The 20,222-nt window shown below is 71.6% G+C and carries 16 protein-coding genes and 4 tRNA genes; 15 read left to right on the forward strand and 5 right to left on the reverse strand.

Going from position 1 to position 20,222, the window contains the following annotated elements:
• Positions 1-38: 38 nt before the first annotated feature.
• The gene (locus MANAM107_RS09960) at positions 39-854 is read right to left on the reverse strand and encodes a hypothetical protein (RefSeq protein WP_223907938.1); all 816 of its coding nucleotides are present in this window, start codon (positions 852-854) and stop codon (positions 39-41) included.
• A 142-nt stretch (positions 855-996) separates the two neighbouring features.
• On the opposite strand from MANAM107_RS09960, the gene gltX reads away from it, so the two are divergent.
• The gene (gene gltX, locus MANAM107_RS09965; protein WP_223907940.1) at positions 997-2,592 is read left to right on the forward strand and encodes a glutamate--tRNA ligase; all 1,596 of its coding nucleotides are present in this window, start codon (positions 997-999) and stop codon (positions 2,590-2,592) included.
• A 75-nt stretch (positions 2,593-2,667) separates the two neighbouring features.
• Here gltX and MANAM107_RS09970 read toward each other — a convergent pair whose 3' ends face one another.
• Positions 2,668-3,510 (reverse strand): hypothetical protein, encoded by an 843-nt coding sequence (locus tag MANAM107_RS09970; RefSeq protein ID WP_223907942.1) that lies wholly within the window; start codon positions 3,508-3,510, stop codon positions 2,668-2,670.
• A gap of 205 nt (positions 3,511-3,715) precedes the next feature.
• On the opposite strand from MANAM107_RS09970, the gene MANAM107_RS09975 reads away from it, so the two are divergent.
• The 7 genes from MANAM107_RS09975 to MANAM107_RS10005 all read left to right on the forward strand — a co-directional run bounded on the left by MANAM107_RS09975 (position 3,716) and on the right by MANAM107_RS10005 (position 9,874).
• Positions 3,716-3,787 (forward strand) — tRNA-Gln (locus tag MANAM107_RS09975).
• Between the two features lie 24 nt (positions 3,788-3,811).
• Positions 3,812-3,884: transfer RNA gene (locus tag MANAM107_RS09980), tRNA-Glu, on the forward strand.
• 41 nt (positions 3,885-3,925) lie between these two features.
• Positions 3,926-3,998 (forward strand) — tRNA-Glu (locus tag MANAM107_RS09985).
• Positions 3,999-4,062: 64 nt separating this feature from the next.
• A tRNA-Glu gene (locus MANAM107_RS09990) sits at positions 4,063-4,135 on the forward strand.
• Between the two features lie 173 nt (positions 4,136-4,308).
• Positions 4,309-5,943 (forward strand): ribonuclease J, encoded by a 1,635-nt coding sequence (locus tag MANAM107_RS09995; protein ID WP_223913055.1) that lies wholly within the window; start codon positions 4,309-4,311, stop codon positions 5,941-5,943.
• Positions 5,944-5,957: 14 nt separating this feature from the next.
• Positions 5,958-6,884 (forward strand): PfkB family carbohydrate kinase, encoded by a 927-nt coding sequence (locus tag MANAM107_RS10000; RefSeq protein WP_223907944.1) that lies wholly within the window; start codon positions 5,958-5,960, stop codon positions 6,882-6,884.
• Between the two features lie 101 nt (positions 6,885-6,985).
• Positions 6,986-9,874 carry a DNA translocase FtsK gene (locus MANAM107_RS10005; protein WP_223907945.1) on the forward strand — a complete coding sequence of 963 codons (2,889 nt, stop codon included), beginning with the start codon at positions 6,986-6,988 and terminating at the stop codon, positions 9,872-9,874.
• 58 nt (positions 9,875-9,932) lie between these two features.
• Here the strand turns inward: MANAM107_RS10005 and MANAM107_RS10010 are convergent, their stop codons facing one another.
• Complete coding sequence (locus tag MANAM107_RS10010) at positions 9,933-11,375, reverse strand: CapA family protein (RefSeq protein ID WP_223907947.1); 1,443 nt, start codon at positions 11,373-11,375, stop codon at positions 9,933-9,935.
• A gap of 129 nt (positions 11,376-11,504) precedes the next feature.
• Here MANAM107_RS10010 and pgsA point away from each other — a divergent pair, with 129 nt between their 5' ends.
• From pgsA to MANAM107_RS10045, 7 genes are all read left to right on the forward strand, one after another.
• On the forward strand, positions 11,505-12,116 hold the full coding sequence (gene pgsA, locus MANAM107_RS10015; RefSeq protein ID WP_223907950.1) for a CDP-diacylglycerol--glycerol-3-phosphate 3-phosphatidyltransferase: 612 nt from the start codon (positions 11,505-11,507) through the stop codon (positions 12,114-12,116).
• A 38-nt stretch (positions 12,117-12,154) separates the two neighbouring features.
• Entirely contained in the window at positions 12,155-12,661 is a 507-nt protein-coding gene (locus MANAM107_RS10020) for a CinA family protein (protein ID WP_373314046.1), read from the forward strand.
• A 215-nt stretch (positions 12,662-12,876) separates the two neighbouring features.
• Entirely contained in the window at positions 12,877-13,284 is a 408-nt protein-coding gene (locus MANAM107_RS10025) for a helix-turn-helix domain-containing protein (RefSeq protein WP_179899411.1), read from the forward strand.
• 185 nt (positions 13,285-13,469) lie between these two features.
• Positions 13,470-13,700 carry a DUF3046 domain-containing protein gene (locus MANAM107_RS10030; RefSeq protein WP_223907956.1) on the forward strand — a complete coding sequence of 77 codons (231 nt, stop codon included), beginning with the start codon at positions 13,470-13,472 and terminating at the stop codon, positions 13,698-13,700.
• A gap of 290 nt (positions 13,701-13,990) precedes the next feature.
• Positions 13,991-15,220, forward strand: a complete 1,230-nt coding sequence (recA, locus tag MANAM107_RS10035) for a recombinase RecA (protein ID WP_223907958.1) — start codon at positions 13,991-13,993, stop codon at positions 15,218-15,220.
• A complete protein-coding gene (locus tag MANAM107_RS10040; RefSeq protein ID WP_223907960.1) occupies positions 15,220-15,714 on the forward strand; it encodes a regulatory protein RecX in 495 nt (164 codons plus the stop codon). Before recA ends, MANAM107_RS10040 begins: the two co-directional genes overlap by 1 nt.
• Before the next feature lie 200 nt (positions 15,715-15,914).
• On the forward strand, positions 15,915-17,636 hold the full coding sequence (locus MANAM107_RS10045) for a formate--tetrahydrofolate ligase (RefSeq protein WP_223907962.1): 1,722 nt from the start codon (positions 15,915-15,917) through the stop codon (positions 17,634-17,636).
• A gap of 198 nt (positions 17,637-17,834) precedes the next feature.
• Here the strand turns inward: MANAM107_RS10045 and MANAM107_RS10050 are convergent, their stop codons facing one another.
• Together MANAM107_RS10050 and MANAM107_RS10055 are read right to left on the reverse strand one after the other, a co-directional pair.
• On the reverse strand, positions 17,835-19,187 hold the full coding sequence (locus tag MANAM107_RS10050) for an ABC transporter substrate-binding protein (RefSeq protein ID WP_373314097.1): 1,353 nt from the start codon (positions 19,185-19,187) through the stop codon (positions 17,835-17,837).
• 86 nt (positions 19,188-19,273) lie between these two features.
• Positions 19,274-20,212, reverse strand: coding sequence for a carbohydrate ABC transporter permease (locus tag MANAM107_RS10055; RefSeq protein ID WP_223907966.1), 939 nt, complete (start codon positions 20,210-20,212; stop codon positions 19,274-19,276).
• Positions 20,213-20,222: the final 10 nt, after the last annotated feature.

A 20,222-nucleotide genomic window follows, 5' to 3' on the forward strand; every position in this document is an offset into this window, starting at 1 on the left:
CCGCCCCGCACCGCGAGTCCCGCGGTATCCGCGCTGCCCTAGCCCCGGCCGCTGGGCGAGGCGCCCTGGCGATCGGCACCCGCTGAGGGCCCGGCCGCGGGATCGTCCATATCCAGTGGCCAGGCGCCCATCAAGGCGGTGTCCTCCAGCAGGCGGTCCAGCTCGGCCTGGGAGTAGGCGCCCACGGGGCAGGCGTACATCACCCGCATATCCGTGGGCGTCTCACTGGCGGTGAAGGCGCGCACCCACTGGGTCCCCCGGTAGTCCTGCCCGTCGGCCGTGTATGTCCAGTCCTTGCGGATCGTCTCCACCGGCTCCCCTCCCAGGGTCTTGATGGTGGTGGCGTCATCCTCGGAGGTGAAGGAGATGCTCGTGGCCCCGGAGTGCTTCTCGAAGGAGGACTCGATCCGAGCCGAGATGTCCTCCGTATCCGCGCGATCCCCGGCCGTGGGGCCCTCGAGGAGGTTCTGGCCGACCGTGAAGAGGCACCCCGCATCATTGGTGAACTGGTTGACGCCGTCCTGGTCCCTGATGGTCTGACGCCACCCGGGGGCATCGACCGGGAAGGTCCAGGAGGCCGGGCCGCCGGCCGAGGGGTCCGTCGAGGATCCCGAGGATGGGGCCGACGACGGGGATGTCGGCGACGAGGCCGCCGTGGCCTCCTGGGCCTGGGTGGGGCTCGGCGTGGCCACGGCGACCTCGCGGTCCTGGCAGGCGGCCAGCACCGGCAGGGCCAGTGCCAGGCTCAGGCCCAGGGCGGCGCGCAGTCCCCGTGACGCCGTCGGGCGGGCCGGGGCGCAGGGCGCGGGGGCGGTGCGGTGGGGGCGGGGCAGGGATAGGGGCAGGGACAGCATGGGGGCCTCCGGTCATTGGCAGGGCGCCATGGGTAGCGCCACAGGTGGGTTGAGGATGGGATGACCGTAGTGCCATCACGTGCATACCGCTCGGGATGGCGATGGGCACTCCTCCCCGGCCCGCCGCTAGGCTAAGCGCATCATGAACGACCTCGCCCCTGCCGCCGCAGCCCCCCAGACCATTCCCGCCCCCGGCACCAGCCCCATCCGGGTCCGCTTCTGCCCCTCGCCGACCGGGACCCCCCATGTGGGGCTGGTGCGCACCTGCCTGTTCAACTGGGCCTGGGCGCGCCACACCGGTGGCACCTTCGTCTTCCGCATCGAGGACACCGATGCCGCCCGCGACTCCGAGGAGTCCCTCCAGGCCATCATCGACTCCCTGACCTGGCTGGGCCTGGACTGGGACGAGGGCGTGGGCCGCGGGGGCCCGCACGAGCCCTACCGCCAGTCCCAGCGCATGGACCTCTACCGGCAGGTGGCCGCCGAGCTGGTCGAGGCCGGCTACCTGTACGAGTCCTTCTCCACGCCCGAGGAGATCGAGGCCCGCCACCGCGCCGCCGGCCGCGACCCCAAGCTCGGCTACGACGGCTACGACCGCGACCTGACCCAGGAGCAGAAGGAGGCCTACCTGGCCCAGGGCCGCCGGCCCGTGCTGCGCATGCGCATGCCCGATGAGGACATCACCTTCGATGACCTCGTGCGCGGCCCCATCACCTTCAAGGCCGGCTCGGTGCCCGACTACGTCGTCGTGCGTGCTGGCGGGGAGCCCCTCTACACCCTGGTCAACCCCGTCGACGACGCCGCCATGGGCATCACCCACGTCCTGCGCGGCGAGGACCTGCTGTCCTCCACCCCGCGCCAGATCGCCCTGTACCGCGCCCTGGTGGACATCGGCCGGGCGCAGGCCATCCCCGCCTTCGGGCACCTGCCCTACGTCATGGGGGAGGGCAACAAGAAGCTGTCCAAGCGCGACCCCGAGTCCAACCTGCTCATCCACCGCTACCGCGGCATGATCCCCGAGGGCCTGCTCAACTACCTGGCCCTGCTGGGGTGGTCGCTCAGCGCCGACCGCGACGTCTTCTCCGGGGAGGAGATGATCGCCGCCTTCGACGTCCACGAGGTCAACCCCAACCCGGCGCGCTTCGACGCCAAGAAGTGCGAGGCCATCAACGCCGAGCAGGTCCGCCTCCTGGACCCCCAGGACTTCCGCGACCGCCTCGTGCCCTACCTGGCCGACGCCTTCCCCGACCCCAGCGGCCAGGCCGAGGCCGCACCCCTGGTCTCGGCCCCCGCCTACGCCGGCCTGACCGCCCGCGAGCAGGAGATCCTCCAGGCCGCCGCCCCCCTCATCCAGACCCGCATCCAACTGCTGCGCGAGGCCCGCGACATGCTCGGCTTCCTCTTCGTCGACGACGCCGACCTCGTCCTGGACGAGCGCGCGGTGAGCAGGCTCAAGGACTCCGCGGCCGACGTCCTGGATGCGGGCATCGCCGCTCTGGAGGCCCTGGGCCCCCAGCAGTGGATCACCGCCGACCTGGAGGAGGCGCTGCGCCGGGCCATCGTCGAGGGCGAGGGCATGCCCGGGGGGCAGGGCATCAAGCCGCGCCTGGCCTTCGGGCCCCTGCGCGTGGCCGTCACCGGCAGGCAGGTCTCCCCGCCCCTGTTCGAGTCCATGGAGATCCTGGGCGCCTCCTCCAGCCTGGCCCGCCTGCGGGCCCTGCGCGAGCACCTGGGCTGAGTACGGGCCAAGGCCGGCCGGGGCAGCCTGGCCGGCCTTGGCCCGGGCGGCCCCGGCTCGGTCTGTGCCGCCGGCCTACATCTCCTTGGCGTCGATGCCCTCCAGGCGCAGCCCGCTGAGCACGGTGTGCCACTGGTCCACCGTGATGTTGTGACCGGCCCGGCACATGAGCATGACCTCGAACTGGAAGCCCGAGTCGCCCACGGTGCGGGCGAAGCGGTAGCCCTCCACCGGCTCGGAGGAGCCGTCGTCGAAGTTCATCGTGGCGGTGAAGGCCAGCTCGTAGCCCGGCATGGTGCCGTCGTCATCGCGCACGTAGTCGGCTCCGACCACGCCCTGGGCGCTGTAATCGGTGAAGACGTTCTGCTTGCGGTCGATGAGCACCGAGGACAGCAGGGCGTCGTCGCCCCGCAGGCTCCACACCCGCTGGCTGGCCTCGCGGCTGACATAGCCCATGCACACGCCGTTGTTGGTGCGGTAGCCCTCGAGGTTGCCCGAGGAGCCGACGGCGTCGAGGTTGACCACGCGGTCGTCCTGGTACCAGATCGAGGTGTCCTCGTTGTAGAACTTGATGGTGGGGTTGGGCCAGGTCGGTGACGGCGTGGGGCTGGGGCTCGGGCTGGCGGCCTGGGTCTCCTTGGGAGCCTTGGGGTCCTTCGTCTTGACCCCGGTGCCCTTGTGCGCCGGGGCACTCGACGCCGGGGCGGGGGAGCCCTTGTCGGTGCGCTTGGCCACGGCATGGCTTCCCGGGGAGGGGGTGGAGGAGCCCGAGGCGCCCGAGGAGCCGCCCAGGGCGCCGCAGGCGCTCAGGGCCAGGGCGGTGCTCAGGCACATGGCGGCCGCCATCAGGCGCAGGGCGCCGGGGCGGCGGTGGCGGGACGAGGCGGGGGAAGGCGTCGATGGCTTCGATGGGGTCATGGTCACGCGGACCTCCGGGAGGGATCGGGTTGAGACGGGTGTCATCAAGGATTCTATGGCGCGGCGCGGGTGGAGGCCATCCGCCCGCATCCGGGCCGCCCGGGGCTGTGTCAGCACTCACGCCCTGAGGATTTGGCGGGGCGGGGAGCCGCGTGTAGATTATCTCCCGCTGCTTCCGGAGGTCGTCCTCCGGATCGCATACCAGTGGGGTATGGTGTAATTGGCAACACGACTGATTCTGGTTCAGTTATTCTAGGTTCGAGTCCTGGTACCCCAGCGGAGAACAACTCCATCACATCTGGCCCCCATCGTTTAGCGGCCTAGGACACCGCCCTCTCACGGCGGCGGCGCCGGTTCGAATCCGGCTGGGGGTACGCAGGAGCAGGCAGGCCGTCAGGCAGCCGGCTCATGTCAGGCCCCCATCGTTTAGTGGCCTAGGACACCGCCCTCTCACGGCGGCGGCGCCGGTTCGAATCCGGCTGGGGGTACGGATGGGAGGCAGACCCGCCAGGGCTGCTCTCCCCATCGGCGGAGCGATCGCTCCCACATACTGCCCCCATCGTTTAGCGGCCTAGGACACCGCCCTCTCACGGCGGCGGCGCCGGTTCGAATCCGGCTGGGGGTACGGCCTCGGGGCCCGAGTCATCACGGCTCGGGCCCCGATTCGTCATCCCGGTGCGCCAAGGGCGGCACCCGGTGCTGCGCGGGCGCGGCGGCCCGGCCCCCACCACTGGTTAGACTGCCCGGGTGACGTACTTTCCCGCACTCAAGGCACCCGGGCCCCTCGCCGAGGGCACCATGCGCATCACGCCCCTGGGAGGGCTCGGCGAGGTCGGGCGCAACATGACCGTCTTCGAGCTGGACTCCCAGCTCCTCATCGTCGACTGCGGCGTCCTGTTCCCCGAGGAGCACCAGCCCGGCGTCGACCTCATCCTGCCCGATTTCTCCTCCATCGAGGACCGCATCGATGACGTCGTCGCCCTGGTCCTGACCCACGGGCACGAGGACCACATCGGCGCGGTCCCCTACCTGCTGCGCCTGCGCGAGGACATTCCCCTGGTGGGAAGCGGCCTGACCCTGGCCTTCGTGGAGGCCAAGCTCAAGGAGCACCGCCTCACCCCCGTCCTGCGCCAGGTCACCGAGCACGAGAGGGTCGACTACGGGCCCTTCGACCTGGAGTTCGTGGCGGTCAACCACTCGATCCCCGACGCCATGGCCGTCATGATCCGCACCAGCGCCGGCAACGTCCTGGCCACCGGCGACTTCAAGATGGACTCCCTGCCCATCGACGGGCGCATCACCGACCTGCGCTCCTTCGCCCGCTTCGGAGAGGAGGGCGTGGACCTGTTCTGCGTGGACTCCACCAACGCCGAGGTCCCCGGCATGATCGGGCATGAGAGCAAGATCGGCCCGGTCCTGGACCAGGTCTTCGCCGAGTCCGACGGTCAGATCGTCGTCGCCTCCTTCGCCAGCCACGTCCACCGCGTCCAGCAGGTGCTCGACGCCGCCGCCCTCCACGGCCGCCGCGTGGCCCTGGTGGGGCGCTCCATGGTGCGCAACATGGGCATCGCCGCCGAGCGCGGCCACCTCAAGGTGCCCGACGGCGTCCTCATCGACCCCCGTGACGTCACCTCCCTGCCGCCCCAGGAACGCGTCCTCATGGTCACCGGCAGTCAGGGCGAGCCCATGGCCGCCCTCAGCCGCATGGCCCACTCCGAGCACCGCACGGTCACCATCGAGCCGGGCGACACCGTCATCTTCGCCTCCTCCCTCATCCCGGGCAACGAGAACTCCGTCTTCCGGGTCATCAACCAGCTCATGCGACTGGGGGCGCGCGTGGTCCACCAGGGCAACGCCACCGTGCACGTCTCGGGGCATGCCTCCTCCGAGGAGCTCCTCCACGTCTACAACATCGTCCAGCCCCGCAATGTCATGCCCATCCACGGCGAGATCCGCCACCTGGTGGCCAACGGGGCGCTGGCGGTCAAGACCGGGATCGACCCCGATCGCGTCGTGCTGTGCGAGGACGGGGTGGCCGTGGACCTCAAGGACGGGGTGGCCCGCATCGCCGGGCAGATCCCCTGCGGCTACATCTACGTCGACGGCGCCTCGGTGGGGGAGATCGACGAGAGCGAGCTCAAGGACCGGCGCATCCTGGCCGAGGAGGGCTTCGTCTCGGTCTACGCGGTGGTGGAGACCAAGACCGGCACCATCCTGGCCGGCCCCCACATCCAGGCCCGGGGCATGGCCGAGGACGACTCGGTCTTCGACGAGATCCTCCCCGAGGTCACCGAGGCGCTGGCCGCCGCCCTGGCCTCGGGCAACGCCGACTCCCACTCCCTGGCCCAGGTGATGCGCCGCACCCTGGGGCGCTACGTGGGCCGCAGGCTCAAGCGCCGCCCCATGATCGTGCCCGTCGTCATCGAGGCCTGAGGGGCGGGCGCGCGATGACGCTCTACAGGCCCCCCTGCTTCATCTCCACCGGCTCGGTCCTCATCGACCTGCCGCTGCATGTGGGGCGGGTGCCCGCGCCGGGGGGCGCCATCACCGGGGTCTCCTCGGGCCCCGTCGTCGGCGGGGGCTACACGGTGGTCTCGGCGGTGGCCCGTCAGGGCCTGCCCGCCGCGCTGGCCGCCACGCTGGGCACCGGGCCCAACTCGGCCCGCGTGCGCGAGGCCATGCGCCAGGACGGCGTCGAGCTGCTCGTCGAGGAGCTCGTGGGTGACATCGGCACCTGCACCACCCTCATCGAGCCCACCGGCCGGCGCACCTTCATCACCACCGAGGGCGTGGAGGCCGAGCCCCAGCGCGAGGACCTGGAGCGCATCGACCTCATGGCGGGGGACTGGGTCTACGCCACCGGCTACGACCTGGCCCACCCCACCAGCTGCCCGGTCCTGGTCGAGTGGCTGCTGTCCATGCCCTCCGGCGTCGGGCTGGCCATCGATTTGGGCCCGGTCCAGCCCGACATCCCCGATGCCATCCTCGCACCCCTGCTGCACCGCAGCTCCCTGCTGACCGGCAACGACCTGGAGATGACCCGGCTCATCGCCCGCATCGGCGGCTCCCAGGCACTGCGCGAGGCCTGCCCCCAGGCCCTGCTGGTGCGCCGCACCGGCATCCACGGCTGCGTCCTGGGGCCCGTGGGCGCCGAGACCGTCGAGGTGCCGGGCTTCGCCCGCGGGGTCGTGGACACCACGGGCGCGGGGGACACCCACACCGGCGTCCTGGTCGTCGGGCTCATGGACGGCCTGGACCCGGTGGCCGCCGCCCGCCGCGCCAACGCCGCCGCCTCGGAGGCCGTGGCCCGCATCGGCCCTGCCCGCGCCCCCAGCCGTGCCGAGATCGACGCGCTCCTGGCGAGCCAGTCCTGAGTCGGGCCCGCGCCCACGGTCCACGACGTGACCTGTTCCTGGCCCGCCCCGGCGGCGTGGCAGGCCCCGGGCGGGGCAGAATCCGATAGTTTCAGGGCATCATGGCCAATCGTCGTCACACCCGCAGTCAGTCCCCCTCCGCGGGGCCATCCCGGGGCCGGGCGCAGGGCGCCTCCGGGTCTCGGGGTGCGCCCACCGCCACCCAGAACCTGCCCGGCTCCCGCTACCGCCGCACCGCCTGGGCCTTCGCCCTCATCGGCCTGGCCGGAATGCTGGGCCTGCGCGAGTGGTTCGGGGTCTCCGGCGCCGCCGGGGGCTTCCTGCACCACATCGCCGCCGGCCCGGTGGGGGTCCTGGGCATCGTGGTGCCCCTGCTCCTGGGGGCGCTGGGCGTGGCCATGCTGCGCGTGCACAGCCTGGGGGCGGTGCACGCGCGCGTCGCCGTGGGCTGCCTGGGCATCCTGACGGCCGTGACCGGCATGATCCAGGTCGGCTCGGGCAACCCCCGCCTCACCGACGGCATCGAGGGCCTGGAGGACGCCGGGGGCCTGCTGGGCTGGCTCGTGGGCTACCCCCTGGCCTCCCTGTTCTCCGCCGTGGGGGCCTTCATCCTCTTCCTGCTCCTCCTGGCCTTCTCCGCCCTGGTCCTGTCCGGGCTGACCATCGCCGAGCTGCGCGAGCGGGTCTCCCAGCGGCGCGCCGAGATGACGGGGGAGGGCGGTCAGGACTCCCTGGCCCAGCGCGCCCTGGGGCGCATGCGCCGCAGCCGCGGGGCCGAGCCCGAGGCCCAGCACACCACCGTGCTGGACTCCTACGACGGGGACGAGGCCTTCCGCTCCGCCCTGGAGACCGAGGACAAGCCCGCCCGGCCCCGGGGCAGTGGGCGGCGCAAGCGCTCGGCCCAGCGCGACCGGCTCCCGCTGGATCCCGCACTCGACCTGGCCGACGACGAGACCACCTCCCTGCTGCCCGACGCCGATGCCTCGCAGTGGGCGGAGGACCCCCTGCCCGATCTGGGGCAGGAGGCGGCCGGCCCCGCCGTCGGCGCCGCGCCGCGCTCGCGCCAGCCGCGGCGCACCGGGCCCCGCAGCGCCCGCACCCCCGAGGCCCCCGCGCCCGCCGGGGCTCCCGGGCCCATCGAGCCGGCCGGCATCAGCGACTTCGACGCCATCACGGCCGAGACCCCGCAGGTCGACCAGGACGCTCCGGAGGAGACGGACTTCGCCGATCAGATCGCCCTGAGCGACATGTCCCTGCCCGACGGCTCGACCTACACCCTGCCCGAGGACGAGCTGCTGGGCCCCGGGCCCGCGCACTCCACGCGCACGCCCGCCAATGACGCCGTCGTCGAGGCCCTCCAGAACGTCTTCGCCGAGTTCAACGTCGATGCCACCGTCACCGGCTACACCCGCGGGCCCCAGGTGACCCGCTACGAGGTGGCGCGCGGCCGCGGCGTCAACGTCTCGCGCATCACCGGATTGGAGAAGAACATCGCCTACGCGGTGGCCTCCGATGAGATCCGCCTGCTGACCCCCATCCCCGGCAAGAGCGCCATCGGCATCGAGATCCCCAACTCCGACCGCGAGATGGTCAAGCTCGGGGACGTCCTGCGCTCCCAGGCGGCCAAGAAGCAGGCCCACCCCCTGGTGGTGGGCCTGGGCAAGAACGTCGAGGGCGACTACGTGGTCACCAACCTGGCCAAGACCCCCCACCTGCTGGTGGCCGGCCAGACCGGGTCGGGAAAGTCCTCCTTCGTCAACTCCATGATCACCTCCATCATGATGCGCGCCACCCCCGAGGAGGTGCGCATGGTACTGGTGGACCCCAAGCGCGTGGAGCTGACCATCTACGAGGGCATCCCCCATCTCATCACCCCCATCATCACCTCCCCGAAGAAGGCCGCCGAGGCCCTGGAGTGGGTGGTGCGGGAGATGGATGCCCGCTACGACGACCTGGCCTCCTTCGGCTACAAGCACATCGACGACTTCAACAAGGCGGTGCGCGCCGGGGAGGTCCAGCCACTTCCCGGCTCCCAGCGGGAGATCAGCACCTACCCCTACCTGCTGGTGGTCGTCGACGAGCTCGCCGACCTCATGATGACCGCGCCCAAGGATGTCGAGGCCTCCATCCAGCGCATCACCCAGCTGGCGCGCGCCGCCGGCATCCACCTGGTCCTGGCCACTCAGCGGCCCGTGGCCCAGGTGGTCACCGGGCTCATCAAGTCCAATGTGCCCTCGCGCCTGGCCTTCGCCACCGCCTCCCAGCTGGACTCGCGCGTCATCCTGGACCAGAACGGGGCCGAGACCCTCACCGGGCAGGGCGACGCCCTCTACCTGGGGCCGGGCGCCTCGACGCCGGTGCGCATCCAGGGATCGTGGGTGACCGAGACCGAGATCCGCTCCGTGGTCGAGCACGTCAAGGCCCAGCTGACCCCCGAGTACCGCGAGGACGTGGTGGTCCCGGAGGTCAAGAAGCAGATCGATGAGGAGATCGGCGACGACATGGACCTGCTGCTGCAGGCCGCCGAGCTCATCATCTCCAGCCAGTTCGGCTCGACCTCGATGCTCCAGCGCAAGCTGCGGGTGGGCTTCGCCAAGGCGGGCCGGCTCATGGACCTCCTGGAGTCCCGGGAGGTGGTGGGTCCCTCGGAGGGCTCCAAGGCCCGTGACGTGCTCGTCCAGCCCGAGCAGCTGGAGGAGACCCTGGCCTGGATCAAGGGCGAGGGCGCCGCGCCCTCGGGTGCTCAGGACCCGGCTGAGGACGAGGCCGCGATGGTCGAGGGGCTCGCAGGGCAGGAGGGCCCGGCCGCCGCCGGGGCCGACGGCGCCGCGGGAGTGCCGCGCACCGTGTCCCTGCCCTCCAACAGGTACGACACCGACCCCCTGGCCCAGGACCCCGGCCTGCCGGAGTCCGAGCCCTGGGAGGATGAATCGGCCGAGGAGGACTCCCAGGACGCCTGGTCCCTCACCGGCCGCGGCCCCTCCTGGTGAAGGGACCGGCCCCGCATCTCAACGCCGTGGGGGCGGCTCCCGGCGGGCGCCCCGGGCCTCAGCCGGAGGACGGCGTGGGGGACGCGGATGCCTCAGCGACCCTGGAGCGGATCTGCTCCTCGGTGAGGGCCACGGGCACCGGGCCCGACGGGATCGCCGGGGCATGGGCCATCGTGGCCGGGTCCATGAACCCCATGAGGGCCGTCCATCGGCGCTCGATCTCCTCCTCGCTGATCTGCAGCCCCTCGGGCCGCTCGCCCTCATGGAGGGAGGCCAGGTCGCGCACCATATGGCCGGCCGCGGTATCCATGGTGAAGGGCCGCCAGTTCAGGCCATCGACCGTCACCGACCCATCGGCATGAGCCGTGACATCGATCCACACGAAGAGCCCGACATCGCTGAGCAGCCCCGCGGCCTCCTCATCCTGGTTGGAGATGTAGTTGCCCGCGGAGTAGGACACCCACATGCCCCGGCCCTCCACACCGCCCTCCAGCTTGGCCGCAGGCTGGGGGACATGCGGGTGGGCGCCGAAGACCACATCGATCTGCGCAGTGTTGGCCAGCGCCTGGGCGTAGTGGACCTGGTCGGGATGCGGGGTCGAGTCGTACTCCGGCCCCACCTGGGCGTGGGCGATGACCAGGTCCGCCCCCGCCGCTCGCGCCTTGATCGCCGCCTGCTTGACCACCTCGGCGTCGTTGATCCCCACCGAGGAGCCCGTGGGATCCTCATAGCCGTTGAGATCATGGGTGGTGGCGATCTGCGCGATCGTGATCGTCCTGCCCTCGCGCTCGATGTCGTAGAGCTGGAAGAGGGTCTCGGCGTCCTCAGCGGAGCGGAAGGTGCCCGCATGCCCCATGCCGTTGGCCTCCAGGGCATCCAGCGTCGCCTCCACACCCTCCTGGCCCCGATCCACGCTGTGGTTCGACGCCGTCGCGCAGCCGTCCCAGCCACCGCCGGCCAAGGAGGCGACCACCTGCTCGGGCATCCCGAAGGAGGGGTAGCCCGAGTACACGCCGTCGGGCGCCACGGGGACCTCCAGCCCGCACAGCGCCAGATCCACGCCCTCGACCCAGGGGGTCTGGGCGGCCACGAGGGAGGAGATATCCCCCGAGCCCTGGGGCGTGGACTCCAGCACCGGCATATGCATGAGCACATCCCCGGCATAGCCGATCGAGAAGGACACCTCCGGCAGCGCCGGCGTCGTGGCTCCCTGGGCCCGGGCCGAGTCCCGGGCGACTCCCGGCCCGCCGGGGCGGATCTCGTGCAGGTGATCGGTGACGACCCAGGCCGCCAGCGCGATCACCGCCATGACCGCGATGGCCACCGCCGCCCGGCGCCAGCGCCTGCGGTGCGGTACCTCGGTCGCCGAGGACAGGCGCCGGCCCCGACTCGACTGGCCCGCGAGCACCGGCGCAGCGGTGAGCGCTGCGCCGTCGGCTGTGTCATCGGCCTTGCGAGGATCGTCGGAACTGGACTGGCCAGAAGATGTGGAGGAGGACACACACTCAGACTAGGGCTGTGACCTGAGTGACCGGTGAAGGCAGGCCCCCGCCAGCGGCGTCCCAGCGGCGTCCCGGCTCGTCCGGCTCCTACGCCCCAAGTGGGACGGGAACGACTACCATCGTGACTGATGAATGCCACCACCGTCCCTGGCGGGCCCAAGGAGACGCAGCATGCGCCAGTGCTGAACATCGCCAACGCGCTGACCGTGCTGCGACTCGTCCTCGTGCCCGTCTTCGTGTGGCTCATGCTCCAGCCGGGCGCCCTCATGCGCCTGGCGGCCGTCGTGGTCTTCGCCGGCGCCGCTCTGACCGACCGGCTCGACGGGCAGCTGGCGCGCTCACGCAACCTGGTGACCGACTTCGGCAAGATCACCGACCCGATCGCCGATAAGGCCCTGACCCTCTCCGCCTTCCTCCTGCTCAGTGTCAATGGGCTCCTGTGGTGGTGGGTGACGATCCTCATCATCGTCCGCGAGCTGGGGATCACGGTGCTGCGCTTCTTCATGCTGCGCCGCGCCGTCATGGCGGCCTCGCGCGGGGGCAAGCTCAAGACCGTCCTGCAGATGGCGGGCCTGGTGGGCCTGCTCACCCCCTGGGGCCTCATCCTGCCCGCAGGCCTGGCGCAGCTGCTCGTGTGGGGCGCCTACCTCATCATCGCCGCCGCCCTGGTGGTCACCGTGGTCACGGGTCTGGACTATGTCCGCCAGGCGCTGCGCTTAGCGCGCGGCAACGGCGGCTGAGCGGCCCGAACGGCCCTGCCCCGCCACCGAGGATCGCCGTGAACCGACCGCAGGCCATCCCCTCGCCACTGCGCGCACCGGCCGAGCGCGTCCTGGGCCTGGCCCGCCGCCGGGGCACGACCCTGGCCGTGGCCGAGTCCCTCACCGGCGGGATGGTGGCCTCCAGCCTGGTGGAGGTGCCCGGCTCCTCGGCCGTCCTCGTGGGCGCCGTCGTCGCCTACGCCACCCGCATCAAAGCCGAGGTTCTCGGCGTTGACGCCGCTCACCTGGAGCGCACCGGACCCGTCGATGCGCTCGTGGCCGAGCAGATGGCTGCCGGGGCCGCCCGCCTCATGGGTGCTGAGGCGGCCGTGTCCACCACCGGCGTCGCGGGCCCCGGCCCCGCCGACGGGCACCGGGCGGGCACCGTCCATATCGCCGCCTGCGCCCCCTGGGCGCGGGAGCACCGCGAGCTCGTCCTGCCCGGCGGGCGCGACGAGGTCCGCACGGCCGCCGCGGCGGCCGCACTGAGCCTGTTGGCTGAGATTCTTGACACATCGGACTGAGCCGCCGGTGCCCGGTCGGCCGGTGTGGGATCGGCATGAGACGGCTGCAGGCGGGCGAGGAGGCGGGCTGGGTCGGAGGCTCAACCAGGACTGGGCGCGAACCTAGGAGGCTTCAAGGTTCCTTTCAGGATTGTCGTTGAGGATCGCTTCAGCGCCGTTGGGGGCGATCTCCAATGGCGGGAATGAATCCACGACGTGAATGGTTGTGCCAGACGATGAACAACGCGACTCACCCCCGCACCACCCGTCCGATTAACAGGATGCCAGTGCGTCAGGCACCTGCCGCAGGGTATGGTGCCACCGTGGACACCACCAAGCACGAGAATGTTCTCCTGCGTCGAGAGATCGGCGAAGTCCTGCGCAGCGTCCGCCAGCACCAGGGGCGCACGCTCCGAGAGGTCTCCTCCCAGGCGCGCGTCTCCCTCGGGTACCTCTCCGAGGTCGAGCGCGGGCAGAAGGAGGCCTCCTCCGAGCTGCTCGCCTCCATCTGCCAGGCCCTCGATGCGCCGCTGTCGATGGTCCTGCGCGAGGTCTCGGACCGGATCGCCCTCAACGAGGGCGTGGCTATCCCGGACACGGTCCCCGACGAGCTCATCCGTCAGCAGGGCATCGCCCTGCGCTGAGGCCTGGCGGACCGCCGCCACGTCATCATGCATCCCCGGCCGTCCCCGACGCGCCGGGGATGCTGTCATTGCAGGTACGTTGGGGTGGCGTGCCCGCTGCGCCCCGGCACGGGCGGTGCCGGCGGCGCGGACGGCATGACGGACGGCATCAAGGGCACTCACGGCGTGAGGGGGAGGCGGGCGCGGTGAAGCACTCGGAGTTCTGGCAGGCCGTGGACGAGGTCTTCGGCCCGGCCTACGGCAGGTCCCTGGTGCAGGACCTCGTCCTGGGGGTGCTGGGATCCACTGGGGCCCAGGCCCTGGAGGCGGGTGTCGAGCCCCGGCGGGTGTGGAGCGCCCTGTGCGAGGAGACCGAGCGCTCCGAGGCCGAGCGCTGGGTCATCCGCCGCGACGGCGAGCGCCGTGCCAGGGGCTAGCGCGGCTGGGGCGGGCCGATGGGCCGGTGGCGTCACCTTCTGCTCCTCCGCGGGGCGTGACCGGGCTCATCTGACGCGCCGGGCGGCGATGATGCTGTGATCGAACAGGTGTTCGGGTACTGTTCCTCCCGGACGACGGCGCTGCACCCCTCCTCCACAGGGTGGTCCAGGTGCACGCGAATGTGTCAGTGGTCGGGCCTACCGTCGTCCCAGAGCCCCGGAGAGGGGGTCTGCTCCACGACCAGCCATGCCCACCGCGGCTGAGAGCCGCCCGAACCGAAGGTAGAGCAATGCCCGCAGCATCCCAGACCCAGGACCGGTCCCAGGCCCTGGCCACCGCCCTCGCACAGATCGACAAGAGCTTCGGCAAGGGCTCTGTCATGCGGCTGGGGGACGACACCCGCCCGCCGGTCGCCGTCATCCCCACCGGCTCGGTCGCCCTGGACGTGGCCCTGGGCATCGGCGGGCTGCCGCGCGGGCGCATCATCGAGGTCTACGGGCCGGAGTCCTCCGGCAAGACCACCGTGGCGCTCCATGCCGTGGCCAGCGCCCAGCGGGCCGGGGGCAACGCCGCCTTCATCGACGCCGAGCACGCCCTGGACCCGGTCTACGCCAAGGCCCTGGGGGTGGATATCGACAACCTCCTGGTCTCCCAGCCCGACACCGGGGAGCAGGCCCTGGAGATCACCGATATGCTCATCCGCTCCGGCGGCCTGGACATCATCGTCATCGACTCCGTGGCGGCCCTGGTGCCCAAGGCCGAGATCGAGGGGGAGATGGGGGACTCCCACGTGGGCCTCCAGGCGCGGCTGATGAGCCAGGCGCTGCGCAAGATCACCGGAGCGCTGTCCTCCACCGGCACCACGGCGATCTTCATCAACCAGCTGCGCGAGAAGATCGGCGTCTTCTTCGGCAACCCGGAGACGACCACGGGCGGCAAGGCCCTGAAGTTCTACTCCTCGGTCCGCCTGGATGTGCGGCGCACCGCCACCCTCAAGGACGGCGACCAGCCCGTGGGCAACCGCACCCGGGTCAAGATCGTCAAGAACAAGATGGCCCCGCCCTTCAAGCAGGCCGAGTTCGACATCCTCTACGGCCAGGGCATCTCCCGCGAGGGCAGCCTGCTGGACCTGGGGGTGGACAACGGCGTGGTGCGCAAGTCCGGTGCCTGGTTCACCTACGGGGAGGACCAGCTGGGCCAGGGCAAGGAGAACGCCCGCGCCTTCCTCAAGGACAACCCGCAGCTGGCCGGCGAGATCGAGGAGAAGATCCTGGCCGCCCTGGGCATCGGCGAGCCCGGCCGCAGGGCCAAGGAGGAGGCCGAGGCGGCCGCTGCGGAGGCCGCCGTGGCCGCAGCGGCCACCCCGAGTACCGACGCCGCGGCTGCGGGCGCCGTCAAGACGGCCCGTGCCCGGGGGCGCAAGACCTCCAAGGCCTCGAAGGACTCCGCGGGCAAGGCGGCCAAGGATGCCGCCGCGGAGGCCGACTCGATCTTCGGTGAGGACGCCGGTGGGTTCTGATGCCCTGGCTCGTCCCTGACGCCCATGCCCGGGCGGTCGAGGAGGCGCGGGAGATCGTCCTGCGCCGCCTCGACCGCTCCGCGGCCCCCCGAGCCGCCCTGGCCCAGCTCCTGGAGCGCAAGGAGGTGGACCCCGCCATCGCCGCGGAGGTCCTCGACCGCCTGGAGGCCGCCGGCCTCATCGACGACGCCGCCTACGCCGCCCGGCTGGCCCGCACCCGCTTCGCCGAGAAGGGCGCCGCGCGGCGCGCCATCGCCGAGGAGCTGCGCCGCAAGGGCCTGGGGGAGGGGGCCATCGCCTCGGCTCTGGGGCAGATCGGGACCCAGGATGAGTCTGCAGCCGCCCTGGCCCTGGCCCGCAAGAGGCTCGCCTCCATGGGCGGCCTGCCTCTTCAGGTCCGGCGTCGGCGCCTCCTGGCCATGCTGGGCCGCAAGGGCTACGGGCAGGAGGCCTCCGTGTGCGCCGTCGAGCAGGCCCTGGCCGGGCAGGACTGAGCCGCCTGAGGGGACAAGCGGCCCCAGCGGCCTGAGCCGGGCCGGCCTCGAGGAGGGTGGCGATCCTCACCGGGAGGCGACCGCCTGTGGCCCGCACCGGCACGCAGCGACAAGCCGTGCGGTGACCGCCGACTCGCGCCAGGCATGCTGCATCGCCAAGAACCGCACCGAGACCGTCATGCGCCCCTAGGCTTGAGGACATGAGCGACTCCGCCCCCGACCGCAGCCAGGCACTCAACCGCGGCGACCTCCTCCAGGACCTCGCCTCCCGGGCCGGCATCGCCGCCGAGCATGTCGTCCCCTACGGGCGCGAGGTCGCCAAGATCGACCTGGGAGCCCTGCCGGGCGCCGGTGAGGACCAGGCGGGGGCGAACTACGTCGTGATCACCGCCATCACCCCCACCCCCTTCGGCGAGGGCAAGACCACCACGGCCATCGGGCTGGCCCAGGGCCTGGTCAGCATCGGCGAGCAGGCCGTGCTCACCCTGCGCCAGGGCGCCATGGGCCCCACCTTCGGCATCAAGGGCGGGGCCGGTGGGGCCGGTCGGGCCCAGCTCCTGCCCGTGGACCGGGTGGGGCTCCACCTGACTGGGGACTTCCACGCCGTCACTGCCGCCCACAACCTCCTGTCGGCCATCATCGACAACCACCTCCACCACGGCAACGCCCTGGACATCGAGGAGCGCTCCGTCACCTGGCCGCGCGTCCTGGACGTCAACGACCGCGCCCTGCGGCACATCGTCACCGGCCTGGGCGCCAAGGCCGACGGCGTCACCCGCCAGGCCTCCTTCGACATCACCCCCGCCAGCGAGGTGATGGTCATCCTCTCCCTGGCCACGGACCTGGCCGACCTGCGCCAGCGCCTGGGGCGCATCGTGGTGGGCCGCACCCGCCAGGGAGGCTGGGTCACCGCCGAGGACCTGGGAGCGGCCGGCGCCATGTGCGCGCTGCTGCGCCAGGCCCTGGAGCCCAACCTCGTGCGCACCGGGGAGGGCGTCCCCGTCCTGCTCCACACCGGGCCCTTCGGCAATATCGCCACCGGCTGCTCCTCGGTCATCGCCGACCGCCTGGCCGCCCGCGGGATGCGCCAGGGCGGCTACGTGCTCACCGAGGCGGGCTTCGGGGCCGACATGGGCCTGGAGCGCTTCGTCGACCTCAAGTGCGCCGTCTCGCAGATGCACCCCCGCGCCGCCGTCCTGGTGGTCAGCGTCCGGGCCCTCAAGGCCCACAGCGGCCGCTACCGCCTGGTCTCGGGCAAGGACCTGCCCGAGGGGATGCTCGCCGAGAGCCCCCAGGAGGTGCGCGAGGGGGCGGACAACCTGCTCAAGCACCTCCAGATCGTGCGCGGCCTGGGCCTGAGCCCCGTGGTGGCCATCAATGTCTTCCCCACCGACCACCCCAGCGAGATCGCCGAGATCGAGGCCATCGCCCGCCAGGCCGGGGCGCGTGCGGCCGCCTGCCACCCGGTGGCCCAGGGCGGGGCCGGCTGCCAGGATCTGGCCCGCGCCGTCGTCGAGGCCTGCCAGGAGGCCTCCGGCGCCCCTGCGGCGCTCCAGCCCCTGTACCGGCCGCAGGACGATCTGCGTACCAAGATCGGGTCCATCGCCGCCATGTACGGGGCCGACGGCGTGGACTACACCCCGGCCGCCACCCGCCTCCTGGAGGACTACGAGGCCGCGGGCTACGGGGACCTGCCGGTGCTCGTGGCCAAGACGCCCCTGTCCCTGTCGGCCGAGCCCGGCCTCAAGGGTGCGCCCACCGGCTGGCGCCTGCCCGTGCGCGAGGTGCGCCTGGCCGCCGGGGCCGGCTACGTCTACGCCATCTGCGGGAGCCTGTCGACCATGCCCGGCCTGCCCAGTCGTCCCGCGGCCGAGCGCATCGACGTCGATATCGAGACCGGCGAGATCCTGGGCCTGCGCTGAGGCCTGCCGCAGAGCCGGAGGTCAAGCCGGTGAAACCGGATCTCACCGCGGTGCATGCGCCTGATCCGCCAGTCCGTCACCGGTGACCGTCTCCCAGGCGAGCGCCTCGCCCGAGGATCTCCCCTCCGGGAGGCGGATCCGTCCTGCTACGAGTGGCGGATCCGCGTCCCGGAAGGGGGTCATCGCGAAGATGCGGGCCTAATCGTGGGTGGAGGTCTCGAAGAGCAGATTGACCTGCTCGTTGTACTGCGTGAGTGTTGAGGCCGGCACCCGGTCCGCCCACAGCGCCTCGACGGCGGGCGTCATGATCGCCGTGACATCCGCGCCGAAGTAGGTCAGGGGGAAGAAGAAGGTCGTCCCGTCCTCCACATGCTGGGTGAAGGGCTCGGTGGGCAGTCCCGTCTCGGCGAAGACCTCGATGGCCTTGGCCGAGGAGGAGGAGATCGCCGGGAAGACGATCCCGTGGGAGGCCACGATGTCCTGGGCCTTGGCCGTGCCCAGGAAGGCCACCCACTTCGAGGCCGCCTCGATCTTCGTGGACTGCTTGACGATGGAGTCGCCCAGCCCATTGAACAAGGACTGGCTCGTGCCGTTGGGCCCCTTGGGGTTGGCCGCAACACCAACATTGATCTCCAGGCCCGCGAAGGTGTTGAACATCCACGAGCCGTTGATGGCCATGGCCACGGCCCCCGAGCCGAGCTGGACGTCGGTGCTCGTGGCGTCGGAGAAGGCGCCATTGGGGCACAGGAAGCCCTTGTCCACCAGGCCGAAGTACCAGTCCAGGGTGCGCTGGAAGTCGGGGTCGTCGTAGCGGTAGCGGGTGCCCCAGGTCTCCTGATCCGTGTAGTGCCACTCGCCCATCGAGCCAGTGAAGGGGCTCCACTGGGTCTGGCCGTCCCCGGCGCCCGCGCTCTGGATGCCCAGCCCGTAGGTGGCCACGTGCTTGGCATCGAAGCCCGGCTCATCGCCGCGCACGCCGTTGCGGTCCACGCTCAGGCGCGCCAGGATCCGCTCGAAGGTGCCGCCGTCCTGGGGGTTCCACTCCCAGGTGGCCAGGTCCTGCTCGCTCAGCCCCGCCTGGGCCACCATGTCCTTGTTGTAGAACACCGCCTCGGTGTCCCAGTCCTTGGGGCAGCCGTACTGGTGCCCGTCCTCGCCCTTCCACAGGTCGATCAGGCCCGGCTGGAAGGCGGAGGCATCCACACCGGACCAGGCGGCCTGCTCATCGAGGGGCACCAGGACCTCCAGGTCCACGAACTGGGCGAACTTGGCGATGTGGTTGGTGAAGACATCCGGCCCGGTCCCGGCCACGAAGCCGGCGGTCAGCTTGGTCCAGTAGTCGTCCCAGCCGATCTGGGTGATGCGCACGGTGATGCCGCTCTCCTCCAGGAAGGCGTCCGCGCAGGCCTGGTAGGCGGGGAGCTGGCTGGCATCCCACAGCCAGTAGTCGATGGTGTCGGCCCGGCCCTCGGAGGAGCGCGGTGCGCAGGCGCCCAGGGTCAGCGCCGTCGCCGAGGCCGCCAGGGCGCCCAGGGCGCCCCGCCGGGTCATCAGCGGGCCGCGCAGGCCGGCGGAGCCCGACGGCGCAGGGGCGGGGCGGGAGCGGTTGAACAGTGCGGGGGTCATGGGGCTGCTCCTCACTTGATCCCGGTGAAGCCGATGGAGTTGACGATGCGCCTGGCAGCGGCCATGAAAAGCAGCAGCATGGGCAGCGCGGCCACCAGTGTGGCGGCCATGAGGCCCGACCAGTCGGGGCCGGTCTGGGGCGCCTGGGACTTGAAGACCGCCAGGGCCACCGTCAGCACCCGCGAGGAGTCGGTGTAGGAGACCAGCAGGGGCCAGAAGTAGTCGTTCCAGGCGGTGATGTAGGTCAGGATCGCCAGGGTGGTGATCGGGGCCTTGGCCATGGGCAGGATGAGCTGGAAGAAGACCCGGACCTTCGAGGCGCCGTCGAGCAGCGCCGCCTCCTCCAGCTCGCGGGGGATGTTCATGAAGAACTGGCGCAGGAAGAAGACCGCGAAGGGCGTCATGAACATGGTGGGCAGGGCCACCCCCAGCATGGAGTCCACCAGGCCCAGCTCCTTGACCAGCACGAAGTTGGGCAGCAGGGTGAAGATCGAGGGCACCATGAGGGCCGCCAGGAAGACGCCGAAGACGGCATCGCGCCCCGGCCAGCGCAGGCGCGCGAAGGAGTAGGCGGCCATCGCCGAGAAGAAGACCTGGCCGACCGTCACCAGCGTGGAGACCACGACGGAGTTGCGCAGGTAGATCCAGAAGTTCAAGGAGGCCCCCGAGCCGCCGTCGGCGATCGCCTCCTCGGGGCTCTGCATGCCGAAGACCCGCTGGAAGCCGCGCAGGTTCGCATCGACCGGCAGCAGGGAGGTGGGGTCGGAGGCCAGGCCCGCATTGGACGACAGCGCCGTGCGCAGCACCCAGTAGAAGGGCAGGACGGTGACCACGATGATGAGGACCATCGCCGCCCAGGCGGCGATGCGGCCCGCGTTGAGCCTGCGGCCCTCGGGCGCGGCGGAGGAGGGGGCGGGAGTGGTGGGGGCGGTGCTCGCCGTGGAGGTCATGGCGGTCTCC

The sequence above is a fragment of the Actinomyces capricornis genome (genome assembly GCF_019974135.1).
Lineage (GTDB): Bacteria > Actinomycetota > Actinomycetes > Actinomycetales > Actinomycetaceae > Actinomyces > Actinomyces capricornis.

What these genes read in the sequence shown, in the direction of transcription:
- MANAM107_RS09970 (WP_223907942.1), bottom strand. Translation starts at nt 3,510, where the DNA reads ATGACCCCATCGAAGCCATCGACGCCTTCCCCCGCCTCGTCCCGCCAC.
- MANAM107_RS10040 (WP_223907960.1), top strand. Translation starts at nt 15,220, where the DNA reads ATGCCCTGGCTCGTCCCTGACGCCCATGCCCGGGCGGTCGAGGAGGCG.
- MANAM107_RS10045 (WP_223907962.1), top strand. Translation starts at nt 15,915, where the DNA reads ATGAGCGACTCCGCCCCCGACCGCAGCCAGGCACTCAACCGCGGCGAC.
- recA (WP_223907958.1), top strand. Translation starts at nt 13,991, where the DNA reads ATGCCCGCAGCATCCCAGACCCAGGACCGGTCCCAGGCCCTGGCCACC.
- MANAM107_RS10025 (WP_179899411.1), top strand. Translation starts at nt 12,877, where the DNA reads ATGAACAACGCGACTCACCCCCGCACCACCCGTCCGATTAACAGGATG.
- MANAM107_RS09960 (WP_223907938.1), bottom strand. Translation starts at nt 854, where the DNA reads ATGCTGTCCCTGCCCCTATCCCTGCCCCGCCCCCACCGCACCGCCCCC.
- MANAM107_RS10055 (WP_223907966.1), bottom strand. Translation starts at nt 20,212, where the DNA reads ATGACCTCCACGGCGAGCACCGCCCCCACCACTCCCGCCCCCTCCTCC.
- gltX (WP_223907940.1), top strand. Translation starts at nt 997, where the DNA reads ATGAACGACCTCGCCCCTGCCGCCGCAGCCCCCCAGACCATTCCCGCC.
- MANAM107_RS10000 (WP_223907944.1), top strand. Translation starts at nt 5,958, where the DNA reads ATGACGCTCTACAGGCCCCCCTGCTTCATCTCCACCGGCTCGGTCCTC.
- pgsA (WP_223907950.1), top strand. Translation starts at nt 11,505, where the DNA reads ATGAATGCCACCACCGTCCCTGGCGGGCCCAAGGAGACGCAGCATGCG.
- MANAM107_RS09995 (WP_223913055.1), top strand. Translation starts at nt 4,309, where the DNA reads ATGCGCATCACGCCCCTGGGAGGGCTCGGCGAGGTCGGGCGCAACATG.
- MANAM107_RS10005 (WP_223907945.1), top strand. Translation starts at nt 6,986, where the DNA reads ATGGCCAATCGTCGTCACACCCGCAGTCAGTCCCCCTCCGCGGGGCCA.
- MANAM107_RS10050 (WP_373314097.1), bottom strand. Translation starts at nt 19,187, where the DNA reads ATGACCCGGCGGGGCGCCCTGGGCGCCCTGGCGGCCTCGGCGACGGCG.